Annotated in this window: 16 protein-coding genes; 6 read left to right on the top strand and 10 right to left on the bottom strand. The window is 70.3% G+C overall.

Features of this window, described 5'->3' with window-relative positions; all coding sequences use genetic code 11:
- Positions 1 to 13 precede the first annotated feature (13 nt).
- Complete coding sequence (locus OV208_RS23420; protein WP_267576103.1) at positions 14 to 1273, top strand: SO2930 family diheme c-type cytochrome; 1260 nt, start codon at positions 14 to 16, stop codon at positions 1271 to 1273.
- Between the two features lies 1 nt (position 1274).
- Here OV208_RS23420 and OV208_RS23415 read toward each other — a convergent pair whose 3' ends face one another.
- The gene (locus OV208_RS23415; RefSeq protein WP_267576102.1) at positions 1275 to 2558 is read right to left on the bottom strand and encodes a dicarboxylate/amino acid:cation symporter; all 1284 of its coding nucleotides are present in this window, start codon (positions 2556 to 2558) and stop codon (positions 1275 to 1277) included.
- Between the two features lie 142 nt (positions 2559 to 2700).
- On the opposite strand from OV208_RS23415, the gene OV208_RS23410 reads away from it, so the two are divergent.
- Together OV208_RS23410 and OV208_RS23405 are read left to right on the top strand one after the other, a co-directional pair.
- Entirely contained in the window at positions 2701 to 2889 is a 189-nt protein-coding gene (locus OV208_RS23410) for a hypothetical protein (RefSeq protein ID WP_267576101.1), read from the top strand.
- A gap of 166 nt (positions 2890 to 3055) precedes the next feature.
- A complete protein-coding gene (locus OV208_RS23405; protein ID WP_267576100.1) occupies positions 3056 to 3769 on the top strand; it encodes a S8/S53 family peptidase in 714 nt (237 codons plus the stop codon).
- 106 nt (positions 3770 to 3875) lie between these two features.
- Here OV208_RS23405 and OV208_RS23400 read toward each other — a convergent pair whose 3' ends face one another.
- Together OV208_RS23400 and OV208_RS23395 are read right to left on the bottom strand one after the other, a co-directional pair.
- Complete coding sequence (locus tag OV208_RS23400; RefSeq protein ID WP_267576099.1) at positions 3876 to 5972, bottom strand: catalase; 2097 nt, start codon at positions 5970 to 5972, stop codon at positions 3876 to 3878.
- 152 nt (positions 5973 to 6124) lie between these two features.
- Positions 6125 to 7147 (bottom strand): NADP-dependent oxidoreductase, encoded by a 1023-nt coding sequence (locus tag OV208_RS23395; protein WP_267576098.1) that lies wholly within the window; start codon positions 7145 to 7147, stop codon positions 6125 to 6127.
- 232 nt (positions 7148 to 7379) lie between these two features.
- On the opposite strand from OV208_RS23395, the gene OV208_RS23390 reads away from it, so the two are divergent.
- The 3 genes from OV208_RS23390 to OV208_RS23380 all read left to right on the top strand — a co-directional run bounded on the left by OV208_RS23390 (position 7380) and on the right by OV208_RS23380 (position 9919).
- Positions 7380 to 7934 carry a Uma2 family endonuclease gene (locus tag OV208_RS23390; protein WP_267576097.1) on the top strand — a complete coding sequence of 185 codons (555 nt, stop codon included), beginning with the start codon at positions 7380 to 7382 and terminating at the stop codon, positions 7932 to 7934.
- A gap of 124 nt (positions 7935 to 8058) precedes the next feature.
- Entirely contained in the window at positions 8059 to 8643 is a 585-nt protein-coding gene (locus OV208_RS23385) for a Uma2 family endonuclease (protein WP_267576096.1), read from the top strand.
- A gap of 85 nt (positions 8644 to 8728) precedes the next feature.
- Positions 8729 to 9919, top strand: coding sequence for a metallophosphoesterase (locus tag OV208_RS23380; RefSeq protein ID WP_267576095.1), 1191 nt, complete (start codon positions 8729 to 8731; stop codon positions 9917 to 9919).
- Here the strand turns inward: OV208_RS23380 and OV208_RS23375 are convergent.
- The 7 genes from OV208_RS23375 to OV208_RS23345 form a co-directional block, all read right to left on the bottom strand.
- Positions 9897 to 11015 (bottom strand): alpha/beta fold hydrolase, encoded by a 1119-nt coding sequence (locus OV208_RS23375; protein WP_267576094.1) that lies wholly within the window; start codon positions 11013 to 11015, stop codon positions 9897 to 9899. The genes OV208_RS23380 and OV208_RS23375 overlap by 23 nt on opposite strands.
- Positions 11016 to 11152: 137 nt before the next feature.
- Positions 11153 to 12034 carry a hypothetical protein gene (locus OV208_RS23370; RefSeq protein WP_267576093.1) on the bottom strand — a complete coding sequence of 294 codons (882 nt, stop codon included), beginning with the start codon at positions 12032 to 12034 and terminating at the stop codon, positions 11153 to 11155.
- Positions 12035 to 12182: 148 nt separating this feature from the next.
- Positions 12183 to 13070: a hypothetical protein gene (locus OV208_RS23365; protein ID WP_267576092.1), complete on the bottom strand. Its 888-nt coding sequence runs from the start codon at positions 13068 to 13070 to the stop codon at positions 12183 to 12185.
- On the bottom strand, positions 13067 to 13285 hold the full coding sequence (locus OV208_RS23360) for a hypothetical protein (protein ID WP_120545209.1): 219 nt from the start codon (positions 13283 to 13285) through the stop codon (positions 13067 to 13069). The genes OV208_RS23365 and OV208_RS23360 overlap by 4 nt, the downstream gene beginning before the upstream one ends.
- Positions 13286 to 13472: 187 nt before the next feature.
- Positions 13473 to 13829, bottom strand: a complete 357-nt coding sequence (gene yhbY / locus OV208_RS23355) for a ribosome assembly RNA-binding protein YhbY (protein WP_267576091.1) — start codon at positions 13827 to 13829, stop codon at positions 13473 to 13475.
- Between the two features lie 72 nt (positions 13830 to 13901).
- Positions 13902 to 16529 (bottom strand): DnaJ domain-containing protein, encoded by a 2628-nt coding sequence (locus tag OV208_RS23350; protein ID WP_267576090.1) that lies wholly within the window; start codon positions 16527 to 16529, stop codon positions 13902 to 13904.
- 108 nt (positions 16530 to 16637) lie between these two features.
- Positions 16638 to 17450, bottom strand: coding sequence for a hypothetical protein (locus tag OV208_RS23345; protein WP_267576089.1), 813 nt, complete (start codon positions 17448 to 17450; stop codon positions 16638 to 16640).
- Positions 17451 to 17487 lie beyond the last annotated feature (37 nt).

Raw genomic sequence — 17487 nt, 5'->3', positions numbered from 1 at the left:
GAGCGTGACACCCATGCGGACGTCGTTCGTGAAGCCCCGTCTCTCCGTGGTGCTGCTGGCCCTCGTGCTGGCAGCCTGCGGTTCATCCGACCCGGAGACCCCCGGGCCCCAGCCCGATGCGGGCACCTCCGTTCCAGATGCCGGAACGGCGGACGCGGGCGTTCCTGATTCGGGCGTTCCCGATTCGGGGACGGTGGATGCAGGGGTGCCCGACGCGGGCGCTCCGGACGCCGGGGCCGTGGACGCGGGCCCGGAGGACGCGGGTCCTCCGCTGGTCATTCCCACCTCGCTGTCGGGCTTCGGGCTGTTCACCGGAAGCCCGGCGGCGGGAGGACTGGTGCCGGTGGAGGGCAACGTGCCCTACACGTTGTCCACCGCGCTGTTCTCCGACTACTCGGTCAAGTCACGCACCCTCTTCATCCCCGCCGGCAAGGTGGCGCACTACCAGCCGATGGACGCGCTGGACCTGCCGGTGGGGACGCTCATCACCAAGACGTTCGCCTTCCCGGCGGACCTGCGGAAGCCGGACCAGGACGTGCGCTACATCGAGACGCGCGTCCTGGTGCGCCAGCCGTCGGGCTGGGAGGCGTGGCCGTACGTCTGGAACACGGAGCAGACGGAGGCCACGCAGGCCACCGGTGGCCGCTCCCGCGACGTGACGTTCATCGACCTGCAGGGCAACACCCAGGCGTTCAAGTACTCGGTGCCGTCCAAGAACCAGTGCCAGCAGTGCCACCACCTCCAGGATGAAACGGGGGAGCAGGTGATGCACCCCATCGGCGTGAAGGCGCGCTACCTGCACCACACGAACACGTACGGTGGCGTGGAGCGCGACCAGCTGGAGTACCTGGCGTCGCTGGGCAAGCTGGACGGACTGCCCGCGCCAGCGGAGCTGCCGAAGGCGCCGGATGCGTTCGACCCGACGGCGGCGGACCTGTCCACCCGGGCGCGCACGTACCTGGACATCAACTGCGCGCATTGCCACAACCCGAAAGGGACGGCGGGCATCACCAGCCAGTTGTTCCTGAACATCGACAACGCGAACCTGTTCACGCTGGGCGAGTGCAAGCGCCCCGGTTCAGCGGGCAGTGGCGTGGGCGGTGAGTTCGACATCGTCCCGGGCAACCACGCGGAGTCCATCCTCTGGTACCGGCTGCACACGGAGGAGTCCGGGAAGATGATGCCGCAGATTGGCCGCGTCATTCACCACGCGGAGGGCTCGCGGCTCGTCGCGGATTGGATCGATTCCCTTCCGCCGAAGAGCTGCAAGTAGTTCACGCCGTCGGCGACGGGGGCTGGGTCTCCTCCAGCCCCACGTTGCTGGACGCGCGGTTGTAGACGTCCAGGTCCAGCAGGCCCTCCTCGCGCGCGACGAGCACCGGCACCAGCATCTGCCCGGTGACGTTGGTGAGGGTGCGCATCATGTCCAGCACCCGGTCGATGGCGAGCAGGTAGCCCAGGCCTTCCAGCGGCAGGCCCGCGGCGCTCAGCACCACGGTGGTCATCACCACCGCGGTGCCCGGGACGCCCGCGGTGCCGAAGCTGCCCAGCACCGACGCCAGCAGGATGATGAAGAGCTGGGGCGCGGACAGCGTCAGGCCGAAGTACTGCGCGATGAACAGCGACGTCATCGCCGGGTAGATGGCCCCGCAGCCGTCCATCTTGATGGTGGCGCCCAGCGGCACCGCGAACGCCGCGTAGTCGCGGTTGACGCCCAGGTTGTGGGTGACGCTGCGCAGGGCCACCGGCATGGACGCGAAGCTGGAGGAGCTGACGAACGCCACCTGCATGCCGGGCGCGGCGCCCCGGAAGAAGCGCAGCGGGTTGAGCCCGTGCGCGAGCAGCAGGCCCCCGTACACGAAGATGATGTGCAGCGCGCACGCCAGGTACAGCGTGAGGACGAAGGAGCCCAGGGGGACGAGCCGTTCGAAGCCGTACGTGCCCACCAGCGCGGCGATGAGGCCGAAGGTGCCCAGCGGCGTCAGCTCCAGCACGAAGCGGGTGACCTGAATCATCGCGTCGCTGGCTTCACCCACGAGTTCGCGCAGGCGCGCGGTGCGCTCTCCCAGCTTCACCAGCGCGAAGCCCACGAGGCCCGCGAAGAAGATGACCTGGAGCATCTTGCCCTCCGCCAGCGCGGCGAAGGGGTTGGTGGGCACCACGTCCAGCAGCACCTGCACCGGGCCGGGCACCTGCCGGGGCTTGTAGTCAGATGCCACCTGGAGCTGTCCCACGCCCACGCCCGGCTTCGTGAGGGCGGCGGTGCCCAGGCCCACGCCCACGGCCAGCGCGGCGGTGAGGGCGAACCAGAGGAAGGTGCGGCCTCCCAGCTTCGCCATGCTCTTCTGGCCGCGCAGCGCGGACACCGCGTGGATGACGGCGAAGAAGACCAGCGGCGTGGCGATCATCCGGATGAGCTGCACGTAGAGCGTGCCCAGCGGCTGGAGCCACGTGCCCGCCTTCTCGCCCAGCGCCCAACCCGCGAGGGCGCCCAGCACGAAGGCGCCCAGCACGCGCTGCCAGAAGGGGATGCGGAACCAGCGGGCCCAGAGCTTCATCGCGAGACACCTCTCACTGCGTTGGACCGGGAGACCCTAACCGCCTTGCGTCCCTCGCGCCGCGCCGTGGATTGACTTGTCGGACGCGGCCCGTAACGTTTCATGGAATCCAAAGCTCTCTTTGGATTCCAGGAGGCATGCGATGAAGTTCACGAGCAAGGATGTGTCGGCGTTGCTGGCGGACGTCGAGGGTACGCAGGACCTGGTGGGCCACGCCTGTGGCTCGTCGATCATGAACGGCTTCGCCTTCACGTGGAACGGCACCAACTGGCAGGGCACCTACCACCCCCAGCTCCAGATGCCACGGGGCGAGGACAGCGTGAGCTGCTGATGCGAAGGGCTTCACCTTGTCCGGGGCATGTCCCCCGTGCGCCCCGGATGTTCCCCATGGATTACCGCCTCCCTTCCGTCCCGAACACGCGCAGGCCTTCGCGTCCCACGCGGGACGGGATGGACGCGGGCCCTCGATGGCCCCAGGTGCCGGGCGAGGCGTCGCCGTGAAGGTCGCCGTCGTGGACAGTGGCGTGTCGGTGGGCTTCCTGCGTGAGCGCGGTGGACGGCTCGCCGGGGCCGCGAGCTTCACGCTGGACCGGGCCACCCGGCGCCTGGAGTCCCGCGTCCATTCCCGTGAGGAACTGGACGTGTGGTGCGGCGGAGGCGCGGCCCTGGACGACCTGGAGGACACGCACGGGCACGGCACCGCGGTGCTGAGCATCCTGATGGACGCAGGGCCTCCCGTGCCGGACGTGGAGTGGTACGTCGCGCGCGTGCTGGACGGGACGATGCGCGGGGACTCGCTGTGCCTGCTCGAAGCGCTGGAGTGGCTGACGCACGACGTGCGCCCGGATGTCATCAACCTGAGCCTGGGGACCGTGGTCCGGGCCTTGGAGGCGCCGCTCACCGAAGTGCTCTGGCGCGCGGTGCGGCAGGGCACGGTCGTGGTCTGCGCCGCGGGCCCCGTGCCGTGCCTGCCCGCGGGGCTGGGCGCGGTGGTGACGGTGGCGGATGCGAAGACGGCCCGGTTGCTGGGGCGCACGGACACGGTGGACCATGTCGAGGACGCGCCCGCGGTGCGGCTGTACGCGGCCGGCGCCTGGAGCGAGCTGCCGATGACTAGTAGTTACGCCTGCGCGCTCGCCGTGGCCCGGGTGCTGCGCGAGGGCTGTCCGCCCGACTGGCGGCGGAAGGCCCCTGCCGCCCCCGCTCGTTGACGTGCGAGGCGCCCGGGGAGTCCTCGCCGCCACGGGCCGCGAGGAGATGCGGCACTACGACGTCACCGCGGTGAGGTGGATGCGGTGACGCCGTCGCGCTCCTGGCTCAGGCCGGGACGCGGTCGTTGTCCTTGCGGTCCCAGTGACGGTGCTTCGCGAGCGCCGCGACGAAGGCCTTGCCCAGCGCCTGCGCGGCGCCGGTGACGATGCCGGGCGCGGCCGGATCCACCTCGCACGCCTTCAGCACGTCCGTGGCGCCGGTGGACGCCGCCACCGTCTTGCAGTGGAGATAGGCCTCCTGCACGAAGTGGCGCGCCTCGCCGTCCTTCTTCAGCGTGGCGACGCTCGCGGCGCCGCCCGGGATGTAGACGCCGTCGTATTCGATGGAAGCGGTGGTGATGGCGCTCTTGTCCACCTTCACTGCCTGCCCGTTGGCCGCCTTCACCGTGCCCAGGTGCTTCGCGATGACCTTCACGTGCGCGCCCTGGCCTTCCAGTTCCTTGCGCACCGCCATCAGTTCATCCGAGTCCACGCCGTCCGCCACCAGCACCGCGATGCGCCGGCTCTTGATGCCGCCTCCCTTGCCCAGCTCCATGCTGAGCGCGGGGGACGTAGCGACGGGGCCCTTGGCCGGGGACGGCTGGGCGGCGGGCGTGGGCAGGCCCAGCCCTGCGGCGACGGCGGCAGCGAGCTTCCCGTCGACCTTGGCGAAGTGCTCCAGCACGCGCTCGCGGATGTGCAGCGTCTCCACCTTGCCCAGCTCGAAGCGACACGCGTCGATGAGGTGCTCCTGCTCCGGCGGGGTGAGGCTGTTGAAGAAGAGCGCGGCCTGGCTGTAGTGGTCCTGGAAGGACTCGGCGCGCACGCGCTGCTTCTTGCCGGTCACCTGCTCCGGCGGGTGCACGTAGCCGCCCTGCTTCTGGGACGCGAGGAACGGGCAGCCGCCGCTCAGCGAGTTCGGGTGGTAGTTGGCGCGGCTGGTGTTGACGGTGTGCCGCCCGAAGCCGTCCTGCTGGTGGTTGTGCACCGGCGCCACGGGACGGTTGATGGGCAGCTCCGCGAAGTTGGGCCCGCCCAGGCGCGTGAGCTGCGTGTCCAGGTACGAGAACAGCCGCGCCTGCATCAGCGGATCATCCGTGAAGCCGATGCCCGGCACGACGTTGGAGACGCAGTACGCCACCTGCTCCGTCTCCGCGAAGAAGTTGTCCGGGTTGCGGTCGAGCACGAGCTTTCCGATGCGCTGCACCGGCACCAGCTCCTCGGGGACGAGCTTGGTGGCGTCGAGCAGCTCGATTCCCAGCTTCTGGGCGTCCGCCTCCTCGATGATCTGCACGCCCAGTTCGTACTCGGGGAAGTCGCCCATCTCGATGGACTCCCAGAGGTCGCGGCGGTGGAAGTCCGCGTCCTTGCCCGCGAGCTTCTGCGCTTCATCCCAGACGAGCGAGTGCACGCCCAGCAGCGGCTTCCAGTGGAACTTCACGAAGCGCGACTCGTTCTTCTCGTTGATGAAGCGGAACGTGTGGACGCCGAAGCCCTCCATCATCCGGTAGCTGCGCGGGATGCCCCGGTCGGACATGGCCCACATGACCATGTGCATCGTCTCCGGGACGAGCGACACGAAGTCCCAGAAGGAGTCGTGCGCGGTGGCCGCCTGGGGCATCTCGTGGTGCGGCTCCGGCTTGGCCGCGTGGACGAAGTCGGGGAACTTGATGCCGTCCTGCACGAAGAAGACGGGGATGTTGTTGCCCACGAGGTCGAAGTTGCCTTCGTCCGTGTAGAACTTCACCGCGAAGCCGCGCACGTCGCGCACGGTGTCCGCGGAGCCGCGCGAGCCCGCCACGGTGGAGAAGCGCACGAACACGGGCGTCTTGCGCGAGGGGTCCTGGAGGAACCCGGCCCGCGTGTACTTGGACATGGGCTGGTACACCTGGAAGTAGCCGTGGGCCGCGGAGCCTCGGGCGTGCACCACGCGCTCCGGGATGCGCTCGTGGTCGAAGCGCATCACCTTCTCACGCAGGTGGAAGTCCTCCAGCAGCGTGGGGCCGCGCGCTCCAATCTTGAGCGAGTCGTCCGTGTGCTCGATGCGCAGACCCTGGTCCGTCGTGAGGAAGTTGCCCGTGCCGTCCGAGCGATCCTTCGCGAGCTGGGTGTCCTTGCTCTTCTCGTCGACGTGCACCGCGTCCGGCTGCTTCTGAGCGCTCAACGTGCTGCCTCCTTCAAAGGGGCGTGCACACTGCCCGAGGTTGCGGAGGCCGCGCGTTTCCCGCGCTCCGTCTGCGGGGTGCCAAACGGAGCGCGGCGATGATGTCCGGTGTTGTTCGTTCCGGAAGTTGGCCAGCGAGCGTCAGGCTTCCGTCAGGACTCCTTGACCAGGCGCACCAGCATCTTGCCGGTGTTGTCGCCGCGCATCAGGCCGATGAAGGCGTCGGGGGCCTTGTCCAGGCCGTCCACGATGGTGTTCACGTCGGACACCTTGCCCTCGCGCAGCCAGCCGCCCATGTCGCGCAGGAAGTCCGCGCGGCGGTTGCCGTGGTCGGAGACGATGAAGCCCTGGAGCGTGAGGCGCTTGCCCACCGCGAGCATCAGGTTGCGCGGACCGGGCGTGGGGGAGGTGGCGTTGTACTGGGAGATGGCACCGCACAGCACGATGCGGCCGTGGTTCTTCATCAGGCCGAGCGCGGCCTCCAGGTGGTCGCCGCCCACGTTGTCGAAGTAGACGTCGATGCCTTCCGGGCACGCCTTCGCCAGGGACTCGGCCACGGGGCCGGACTTGTAGTTGATGGCGTCGTCGAACTTGAGTTGCTCCCGCAGGTGCTTCGCCTTCGCGTCCGAACCGACGCTGCCCACCACGCGGGCGCCCTTGAGGCGGGCCAACTCCCCCACGACGCCGCCCACCGCGCCCGCCGCTCCGGACACGAAGACCGTCTCACCGGCTGCGGGCTTGCCGATGTCGAGCAGGCCCACGTAGGCCGTCATGCCCGGCATCCCGAGCACGCCCAGGTACGCGGACAGGGGGCCCACGCTGGGGTCGACCTTCTGGTAGTGCTTCGCGGGGGCCACGGCGTACTCGCGCCAGCCGCCGGTGCCGCCGACGACGAAGTCGCCTTCCTTGAGGTCGGGAGAGCGCGAGCGGACGACCTGCCCCACGCTGCCGCCGTCCAGCACTTCGCCCAGCTTGAAGGGCGGCACGTAGGACTTCGTGTCGTTCATGCGGCCGCGCATGTACGGATCCACGGACATGAAGTGGTTGCGCACGAGCACCTGACCTTCGGTGGGCTCGGGGACGGCGGCCTCCACGAGTTCGAAGATTTCAGGCGTGGGTTCGCCCTTCGGGCGGGACTTCAGGTGGATTTCACGTCCCTTGAGTGGCTGGGCCATGGGGGCCTTTCTTGGAGGAGGACCGGCGTGCGCCGCCGGGCGGCGGGCTCTTAACCGCGACCTTTCATCGGGGCAGGGAATTGGGCACGGGGCGTCGGGTGCTGGAAAGGAACTGCTTCCCGGAAAGACCTGTGGGGTAGGGGACGTTGTTGACGCCCTGGTACGTCAGACGTGCGTGCTACCTCCTTCGACCATGGATAGAGTGATGGGCGGCGAGGACAGGGGAGAATCCATGGGAAAGAAACCCGCGACCTATGCGGACCTGGAGGCGCTCCCGGACCATGTGGTGGGGGAGATCGTCGCGGGGGAGCTGTATGCAAGCCCACGGCCGGCGATGCGGCATTCGGCGGTTTCGTCCCGTCTCGGGGGGGAACTCATGAATCCCTTCGCGCGGGGACGGGGTGGCCCTGGGGGCTGGTTGCTCCTGGACGAGCCGGAGTTGCACGTGGGCGAGGACGTATTGGTTCCGGATCTCGCGGGATGGCGGAGCGAACGGATGCCCCATGTTCCCGACCTCGCGGCGACATCGCTGGCGCCCGACTGGGTCTGCGAAGTGCTGTCTCCTTCCACGCAGAAGCTGGACCGGGAGGCGAAGCTGCCGGTGTACGCGCGCGAGGGTGTGCTGCACGTGTGGCTGATGGATCCGCGGACGCTCACGCTGGAGGTGTTCGGCTTGAGCGAGGGCCGGTACACGTTGCTCCTCATGCACACGGGGACCGCTCCTGTTCGGGCGGAGCCCTTCGATGCGATGGAGCTGGACCTGCCGTTCATCTGGGATGCTCAGTGAAGTGACGCTCACGCTGCCCCACAGAGAGCCTCGATGGACGTGATAGACCCGTAAGGTCCTGGAAGATTCATCCACCCCTGCACGTCAGACGCGCGTGCTACCTCCTTCGACCATGGATAGAGTGATGGGCGGCGAGGACTGGGGAGAATCCATGGGAAAGAAACCCGCGAGCTATGCGGACCTGGAGGCGCTTCCCGAGCATGTGGTCGGGGAGATTGTCGCGGGGGAACTTTATGCAAGCCCACGGCCTGCGGCCCCTCATGTCACGGCGGCTTCATTGCTGATGGCAGTCCTTGGCAATCGATTCTGTCTGGGGGTGGGCGGGCCAGGCGGCTGGCTCATCCTGAGCGAGCCCGAACTCCATTTGAGGGGCGACGTCCTCGTCCCGGACCTCGCAGGCTGGCGGCGTGAACGGATGCCGCGAGCTCCCAAGGCTGCCGCCTTCACCCTGGCACCTGACTGGGTCTGTGAGCTTCTGTCTCCCTCGACTCAGCTCCTGGACCGAAAGGTGAAGCTCCCGGTGTATGCGCGCGAAGGCGTGAGGCATGTCTGGCTCATCGACCCGGTGTCCTACACCCTGGAGGTGTTTCGCCTCGAAGATGGCCGCTACACGCTGCTCGCCACCCACTCAGGCACCGGCTCTGTGCGTGCCGAGCCCTTCGACGCAGTGGAACTGGAGCTTGCAATCCTCTGGGACGAGCCGCACTGACGCAGCCGTTCGCCGTGGACAGCAGACGACCGGACGCTGACGGATTCAGGTGCGCGGAGGACCGAGGCGCGGGAGGCTTGGCGTCATGCCGTTGTCTCCGTTCTCCCTGCTCATCGCGCTGGCGGCCCTCCTGGGCCACCTGTACCTGTTCCGGCGGCTCGTGTGGAACCTCACCCCTCGCCGCGTGCCCCGGCTCATCGCCGCGGTCGTGCTGGGTGTCATGACGCTGGTGCTGGTGGCCCGTCGCTACCTGCAACGCACGCTTCCGGAAGCCCCCGGCGATGTCGTGGAGCTGGTGTCCTATTCGTGGATGGGCGTGGCGCTGTGTCTGGTGCTCGCGCTCGCAGGGCTCGACCTGGGACGGGCCGTGCTGTGGCTTGGCCGTCGCCTTCGTCCCGAGGCGGCCCGCGCGTCCGTGTCCGCTCCTGCGCCCGCCGTGGATGCGGACCGGCGCCGCTTCCTGTCCCAGGCGACGGCGGGCGGTGCGCTCGCGCTGGGCGGCGGGCTCGCGGGTTATGGGAGCTGGCGTGCCTTCACCGCTCCGGAGGTGACGGAGCTGGTGGTGCGCATTCCCCGGCTGCCCCGAGTGCTGGAGGGCCTGAGCATCGTGCAGCTCACCGACCTGCACGTGGGCCCCTTCATCCAGCGGCGCTTCATGGACGAACTGGTGCGCAGGGCCAACGCGCTGAAGCCGGACCTGGTGGCCATCACCGGCGACATGGTGGATGGCTCCGTGCCCCGGCTGGGCGCGCACGTCGCGGCGCTCGGCAACCTCCAGGCTCGCTACGGACGCTTCTTCGTCACCGGCAACCACGACTATGCGTCCGGCGCCGATGCGTGGGTGGCCTACCTGCGTTCGCTCGACATCACCTCGCTGCGCAACCGACACGTGCGCATCGGGGATGCGGGCGGCGCGTTCGACCTCGTCGGCGTGGATGACTGGCACGGTGCTCGGCGCCTGGGGCAGAAGGGCTATGACCTGGACAAGGCGCTCGCGGGACGCGACCCGGAGCGCGCCGCGGTGCTGCTCGCGCACCAGCCGGCCAACTTCAAGGTCGCCGCGGAACAGGGCGTGGACCTCCAGATTTCCGGCCACACCCACGGCGGCCAGTTGTTCCCCATGACGGCCCTCATCGGGCTGAGCTGGGAGCACTCCGCTGGCCACTACCAGCACGGCGATTCGCACATCTACGTCAGCCGGGGCTGCGGCTTCTGGGGACCGCCGATGCGGCTGGGCAGTCCCCCGGAGCTCGTCAAGCTGGTGCTGACTTCGTGAGGAACGCGTCCAGCGCGGCGTTGACCGCGTCCGGATGGTCCAACTGGATCCAATGTCCGGCGCCCTCCACCACCTGGTGCGGCACGCCTTCCGCCAGCCGGTGGAGGCTGCGCGGCGTGTCGTTGTCCGCCGCGACGAGCGAGAACTTCGGGCCCGGGTAGCGCTCGAGCGCCGCCGTCAGGTCGAAGGTCGCCCAGGAGCGCTGGGTCGCCACCACCGCGGAGAGTGGGGTGGCCTCCAGGTCCGCGAGCAGCCGCTCGCGCACGTCCACGCGGGCCCCGGCGGACTCCGCCCAGTCCTGCCGCAGGGCCTGCGCCACATCGGGCGCGTCACGGGAGGCGAGGAAGGTCTCCCGCTGGGCTTCGGGAATCCGCCGGGCGTCCGTCATCGGATCCACCAGGAACAGGCCCGCCACCTGTCGGGGATTCTCTCCCGCATAGGCCAACGCCACCCCCGCGCTGATGCTGTGTCCCACGAGCACGAAGCGGCGCAGGCCCAGGGCTCGCACGACGCCCCCGATGTCTCCGGCCAGGGACTCCAGCGCGTAGTCCTCCGGCTCCGGCAACGTGGAGCCGCCATGTCCGCGCAGCTCCAGTGCGATGCCTCGACGGCCCGCGGCGGCCAGGTGCTCCAACTGGGCCTGCCAGTGAGAGGCATTGCCCGCGAGCCCGTGCACGAAGACGACGGGCAGTGACTTCCCGCCGCCCCCGGTGTCCACCAACCGCAGGTCCCCGGAAGGGCCGGCCACGCGGAAGTCGTCGAAGCGGACGCGGTGGCCGACGAAGGCCTGGCCTTCCGCGAAGGGCACTTCGTAGTGGGTGACGTGCACGTCGCGGTCGATGAGGTAGCGGTCATCCTCCGGGAAGAAGATGGCGCGCTCCGGCGAGTCGCCCGCGAAGCGCTTCACCGCGTCCATGGACTCCCAGAGGGTGACGAGCAGGAACTCCGCGCGGTCGTCCTCCACCTTGCGCAGGCAGTACGCGGCCAGGTTGCCCGGCGTGCGGCGGTAGTGCGTCAGGCCCGTCTGGTGGAGATAGGTGAGGTAGGCGTCGGCGTCTTCCGCCTTCGTCACCCCGCGCCAGGTGCGTGCGAGCATCGTGGTGGGTCCTCTTGCCGCGAAATGGAGCCCGACGTGTAGCGCGGCCGATGGGAGCGCGGCCACTTCGCGAGGGCCGTGATGCGGGAAGACGACACTTCACGGCGGGGATGGGCTCGCGGCCTCCATGCAGGGATTCAGTGCGGAGTGGGCGTCGCGGTGCTGGCACCCAGCGCGGGAGGGGATGCACTCAGCGTTCCGACGGAATAGGTGCCGTCGTAGCCGTCCGGGTCGTCCGCGTTCTTCTGGAGCGAGATGCTGGCGGGCTGCGCCGCGCCAACGCCGCGCAGGGACTTCTCTCCGCAGGTGTCCGCCGTCATGCCTCGGCAGATCCACGCGGAGCCTCCCGGATAGGCGAGGTCGAGCGATACGAGTCCAGGCTCCGTCGCGAGCAGCCGGTGCGTCATGAACTCCAGCGACTTGTTCCACGGAGCGCCCACGTCGCGGCGCGCGTGCAGGTTGCCCACCAGCACGATGAAGGTGTCCTGACGTGCCTCACCCCGCGCCTTCTGGAGCTGTTCCGCCATGGTGGCGTCCCGGTCCTTGCCGCCCGCGTCGAACGCCACCACGCGGAGGGGCAGCCCCGCGTGCTGCCAGTTCCGCACGCGCTCCAGCAACTGCTTCATGGCCTCGCTGCTGCGGCCGTCCTGGACCTCGCGTCGCCAGAAGTCGCTGTCGGTGAACTCCCAGGATGCGCCGTCCTCCTTCGCGAACCAGGCGTCCAGGCGCGCCTGCTCCTCCACGGGCAGCTCCAGCGCCAGCCGCACCGGCTGTCCCGCCGTCGCCGCGTGACACGCGAGCATCGAGGCGAAGAGAGGGGCCTCCTGCGTGCCGTGCATCTCCCCCAAGACCACGAAGGCCGCGGGTTTGAGCACCGTCTCCATGCCGGGGATGGCGGGACCGCAGTCCACGCGCGGGTTCGCGGCCTGGGCCTCGGAGGCCGTCGGGGTTTCGCGCGCCGTCCTGCAACCTCCGAGGACGAGGGGGACCGCCAGCAGCCACCACGGGGACATTCGCATGGAGAAGCACCTCCTTGGAGAAACCAGGGAGGTCGCAGTCTGACCCAGGCCGTACGCCGCGCGGGCGGTGAAAACAGGACGGCCCGCCCCGGACTTGCCGGAAGCGGGCCGTTGGCTTCGCGCGTCACGCAGGACGCGGTGCGCTGGATCAGCTCAGGGAGACGGCGGCCCCGGCGCGGGACTCGCGCTGGGTCACGGCGAGGGCGGAGCGCTGCAACCACCCGGCGAGCCCCAGCATCGCGAGCCCCGACGTGCGCAGCGTGCGCAGCAGCTCCACCGTTTCGGTCGGGTTGCCGGGCAACACCATCCCCAGCCATTCGCGCGCGTCGTAGAAGAGCCACACCGCGCCGGACACGCCCATGGCCCACCACACCCAGGCCAGCCGCCCACCGCGCAGCATGTACGCGACGCGCAGGATGGGCGCGACCAGCAGGATGGTCGTCATGTCCGCCAGCGTGGAGGCCAGCCCGATGACCGCCGTGCACGTGGACGCGAAGTCCTTGCCCAGGTGGCCCATCGCGGTGACAAGCGCCGGCCCGCCCACGACGAGCGCGGACACCGCCGCCACCGCCCACAGCAGCGTCGCGCGCGGACTGGACGGGGGCTGCAGGCCCGACCGCTGGTAGGTGCGCGCCAGCATCACCAGCGCGAACGTGGTGCTCACGTTGGCCAGCACCACGACGACCATGCGCACGGGCAACAGCGGAGACGCGACGAACGGCACGTCCGGCACCGCGTGCATCCAGTAGCTGCGCAGCGCCGTGCTGAGCAACGACAGCCCCGCGCCCACCGTCAGCAGGCCCCACACGCGGCGCAGGTAGTCGCCCGGCGCGAACGACAGCGCCGCCGCCAGGGTGCCCAGCACCGCCAGCAGGCCCACGGTCCAACCCGCCACGTCCCCCACGAGCGACAGCCGGTGCGCGTCCTGAAGGGACGTGGCCACCGCCGCCAGATGGACGCACTGAAGCACCGCCACGGCGCCCAGCCAGGGCACCACCGACCCGGACGCGCGGCCCGGGGAAGGGGAGGGGCTCATCGCAGCTTCTCCATGGCCGTGGAGAACTCCGTGAGGATGACCTTCGTGTGCAGGGCTCCGATGAAGGTGTTGAGCATGGGCTTGAGGCCCTCCAGCAACTGCGGCAGGTCCTGCACGCCCACCTGTTCAGGGGGGCGCTTCAGGGCCCGCAGCGAGGCGGTCTGGATGGCCATCTTCGCGGTGAATCCGCCCAGCAATGGCTCCAGGTGACGCATCAACACGTCTTGCCAACCTGAAGCGGTGGGGGGGACGACGGACGAGGGGGTCTGCAACGTCACCTCCGGGGGGAGACCCACAGCGTAGGGACTGTTGCAGACCGGCGCGAGGGTTCGGCGGTACTCAAGCCCGCATAAAATGCTCGGGCCGGTCTGTATTCCCCGCGACCTCCGGAAAACGGTGCGACTAACGGCGGCGCGGCTTCTTCTCTTCGGCCGGTTTGGCGACCGCCTTGGGCTCGTGGGGGCCCTTGAGGAGGTCCTCGAAGTGGGACTTCAGCTTGCGCCGCTTGAAGAAGAGGGCGGTGCGGCCGAGCAGCTGCGCGAGATCCGAGCCGGTGTCCGCGGCGATGCGGTCAGCGACTTCGTGGCGGCCGTCCGGGCCTTCGTTGATCTTCACCTTGATGAGTTCGTGGTCGTTCAGCGCCTGCTCGACGGCGGCGATGACGCCCTCGGTGACGCCGGACTGGCCGACGAGGACCACCGGCTCCAGGTGGTGGCCGAGGGCCCGCAGGTGGCGGCGTTCTTTCCCGGTGAGGGGCATGGGGTGTCTCCTTGAGAAGGGCGCGGGGGTCGGGTCGTTTTCAGGGCCCGGACCGGCGAAAAGGGGCGCACCCTACTTCTTTTGGGCCGCCATGCGGACTTCCCGCATCGCGTCGATGTGGTCGGGTTGCAGCTCGACCGTGCGCTTGAAGTGCTTGAGGGACCCGCTGACGTCGCCGCTCAGCTTGGCGATGACGCCCAGGAAGTAGTGGGCGGGGGCCATGCGCTCGTTCTTCTTGATGGCAGCCTGGATTTCCCGGAACGCCTCCGGCTGGGCGGCCTTCTTGTCCGGGGAGGCGAGGAAGCGGGCGTAGCCGCGCCACGCGAAGAACTCCGGCTCCTCGGCGTTGAGGCCGATGGCGTCGTTGAGCATCTTCACCGCTTCGGGGTACTTGCGGGCCTTCACCAGGATGCAGGACTTCTGGAAGAGCTCCTCGGCCTGGAGGATGGACTGGATGTCCACGCCGTCGCCGCCGCCGTTCTTGAGTTCCTCCAGGTAGGCCGCGCGGCTCTTGTCGTCCGTGAGCGTCCGGTAGGCGTCGCCGATGTACGCGAACACCTCCGCCTTGAGCTTCTCCAGCTCCGGCGGCGCGCCCTGGGGCAGGGTGTCCGGGTGGTAGAGCTTGGCCATGCGGAAGTAGGCCACCTTCACCGCGCCGCCGTCGGTCTGTTCGGTGAGGCCGAGCCGCTGGAAGTGGTTCTGTTCCTTCAGGGTCGCGGCGAGCGCGCGCAGCGTGGGCAGTTCCTCCGCACCGGGTACGGGGCCGGACGCCGCCGGGGCCGCAGCCGCTGCCTGGGCCGGGGCTCCGACGACGGGGGGACCGGGGCGGGCACCCGGGCCCGCGACAGGAGGCCGTACCGCGCCTGGACCCGCCGTGGGGGCCGCGCCGGCGGGAGCCCCCGGAGGACGGGGAGCCGCGCCAGGGCCGGCGACCGGTGCACCCGGAGGACGGGGGGCGGCACCGGGACCCGCGGTGGGCGCTGCGCCAGCGGGAGCCCCTGGGGGACGGGGCACCGCGCCAGGACCGGCGGCCGGTGCACCCGGACCGGCGGCGGGCGCGACACCGGCGGGAGCACCTGGAGGACGGGGCGTGGCTCCGGGACCCGCCGTGGGGGCCGCGCCAGCGGGAGCACCCGGAGGGCGGGGAGCCGCGCCAGGCCCGGAGGCAGGTGCGCCGGGACTGGCGACCGGTGCACCGGGGCCCGCGACGGGCACGCCAGGGCGCGCGGGCGTCCCGGACTGCGCGGCGGTGGGGGCTCCACCGGAGGGCGCACCCACCGACGGAATCGAACCGGAGGGCCTCGCGGCGGTGGGGGCTCCACCGGAGGGCGCACCCACCGACGGAATCGAGCCGGAGGGCCTCGCGGCGGTGGGGGCTCCAGCGGGGGCCACGCCTTGCGGCGGAACAGGGCCGGCGGGCGGAGGCGGGGTCGCCGTCTGCGTGCGCGTGGCCGCGAACGACACCGCGTTCAGCTCCTTGAGCAGGAAGGCGATGCGCAGCAGGTGCTCCGCGTCCTGGGGAACGTCCTGGAGGAGCTGCCCCAGCGAGCGCACCCCGTCGATGAACGCGAGCGCGCGCACCTCATGCGGCGTCAGGCGCAGCTCACTGGCGGCCACCCGTCCCCCGGACTTCATGATGGGCATCGGGAGGACGTAGCTGAGCCGGCGCTTGAGGTCCGCCGTCGGGATGCGGCGCACCTGGTCGCTGAGCACGGCCCAGCGGTTGCCCAGCGGCATCGCCTTCGCCGAAGGCAGGTCGCGCGCCTCGAAGGTGAAGGTGCCGGTCTCCGCGCGCAACGCCTTGCCCAGGATGCCCAGGCCCCGCTGCGCCAGTTGGGTGAAGGCCGTGGCTGGCTGGAGGATGCCCAGCCCGAAGAGTGCCCCGAGCAGGTCCCCTCCGAAGCGTTCCTTCGAGCCTTCCGCCTGCTGGAGCTGTTCGGCCGTCAGCAGCCGCGCCGCCAGCAGCGACGCGCCAAGCCCGTCCTCCGCGTGCGACGAGTCCACGAACTCCGGGTTGCCCTTGCGGAAGTGGATCCACAGCGTGCGGTCCGCGAGCGTCAGCGTCAGCAGGCCCGTGTGTTCGCCCGCCGCGATGCGGCCGTAGAGCTGCACGGGCGAGGCCTGCTGGAGCTGGCCCTGCGGCGGCACCGTGGTGGTGCCGTCATCCTGCGGAGTCGGCGGCTGCGGAGGTGGCGCCACCGGACGGGCGACCGGAGCTCCGACGACGGGGGCTCCTGGACGGGGAGGCGCGCCAGGGCCCGCGGTCTGCGTGGCGATGGGGCGCCCCGAGGCATCCACTCCCGCGCGGACCGCCGGTGCCGGTCCCCGCATCGCGCCAGGGCCGGCCGTGGGACCGGGACCCGCGCGCGGCGCGCTGATGGCTCCGGGACCCGCCATGGGCGCGGCCCCCGGACCCGCCACGGGCTGCTGGGAGACGGGACCGGGTGGGGGCGGGGCGACGGGCGCGGATTGCAGCAGCGACGCGGGCGCGCCGTCCCCCCACAGCTCCCGGGGGAAGACGTCACGCACCTCGGGGAAGCGCCACGGGAAGGCGAACTGGAGGCCGTCGTTGGAGACCTGGATCCTGCCCTGGATGGCGCCACTGTCGATGAGCAGCTCGATGGTGGGCCCCGTCAGCGGCCCCCACGTGGTGCCTCGATCGTTGCGAACCCAGTACTGCCGGACCTCACCCTCCGCCATGTGCCGTCCTGCTCCCAATCCCGCCAGTGCCGGGATGGCGCAATTTTACCGCCGCCTCCCCGAAGGTCCAAGCACACGACCACCGGGGGGAGACCGGCGGGCGTCGAATCAAGGCGCGGCGCCGTCAATCGCGGCCAGACCCACGGCGGCCAGACACGCCGCGTCCGCCTGCTGCTCGGCGGGCGGGTCGAAGCAGTAGACCTCGCTGTCGAACACCTTGCACATGCCCGCCGGGGTGCCCGAGCACGCCACCTTGCCGTACGCCGTGGTGCAGTTGAAGCCGCACACCGGGCCCGTCTCGCCCAGCTTGCACTGGGGCGTGGGCAGGGTGCGGCCCCACGCGCAGAGCGCCGCGGGCGTCGGGTCGAAGCAGGTGATGCTGCCGTTCTGGGCCTTGCACACGCCCACGGGCGTCTTCGCGCAGCGCACGCCCTCGGAGGCGTTCACGCAGTTGAAGCCGCACGCCATCTGCAGGCCGTTGCTGACGCACTGCGCGCGCGGCACCTGCTTGCCGTACACCGCGAACACGGCGGCGGGCGGGTCGAAGCACGTCACGTTGCCGCTCTGGGCCTTGCACACCCCCGCGGGCGTCCGGGCGCACTTCGCCTTGCCGAAGTCGGTGACGCACGAATAGCCGCAGCCCACCACCCCGTCGATGGTCTTGCACTCCGACTCCGGCAGCGCGGCGCCGTACGCCTTCACCACGTAGGCCGGCGGGTCGAAACAGGACGCCTGCCCGTCGATGACCGTACAGCGCCCCTGGAGCGTCTGGGCGCACCGCACCCGCTGTCCATCCGACTTGCACGCATAGCCACAGGACACGTGGCCGTCGATGGAGCGGCACGTGGCGGTGGACGCGTCTGGAGGCGAGGGCGGCGCGGCCAGCGTCAGTGCCAGCACGGTCATCAAGGTCGCGAGCATGACCGCATTGACCCCCAAGCTTCGGCGTGACGCAAGC

This window comes from Corallococcus sp. bb12-1 (assembly GCF_026626765.1).
Lineage (GTDB): Bacteria > Myxococcota > Myxococcia > Myxococcales > Myxococcaceae > Corallococcus > Corallococcus terminator.
The sequence above is the reverse complement of the archived record's forward strand: the minus strand, read 5'-3'. Positions and strand labels throughout refer to the sequence as shown.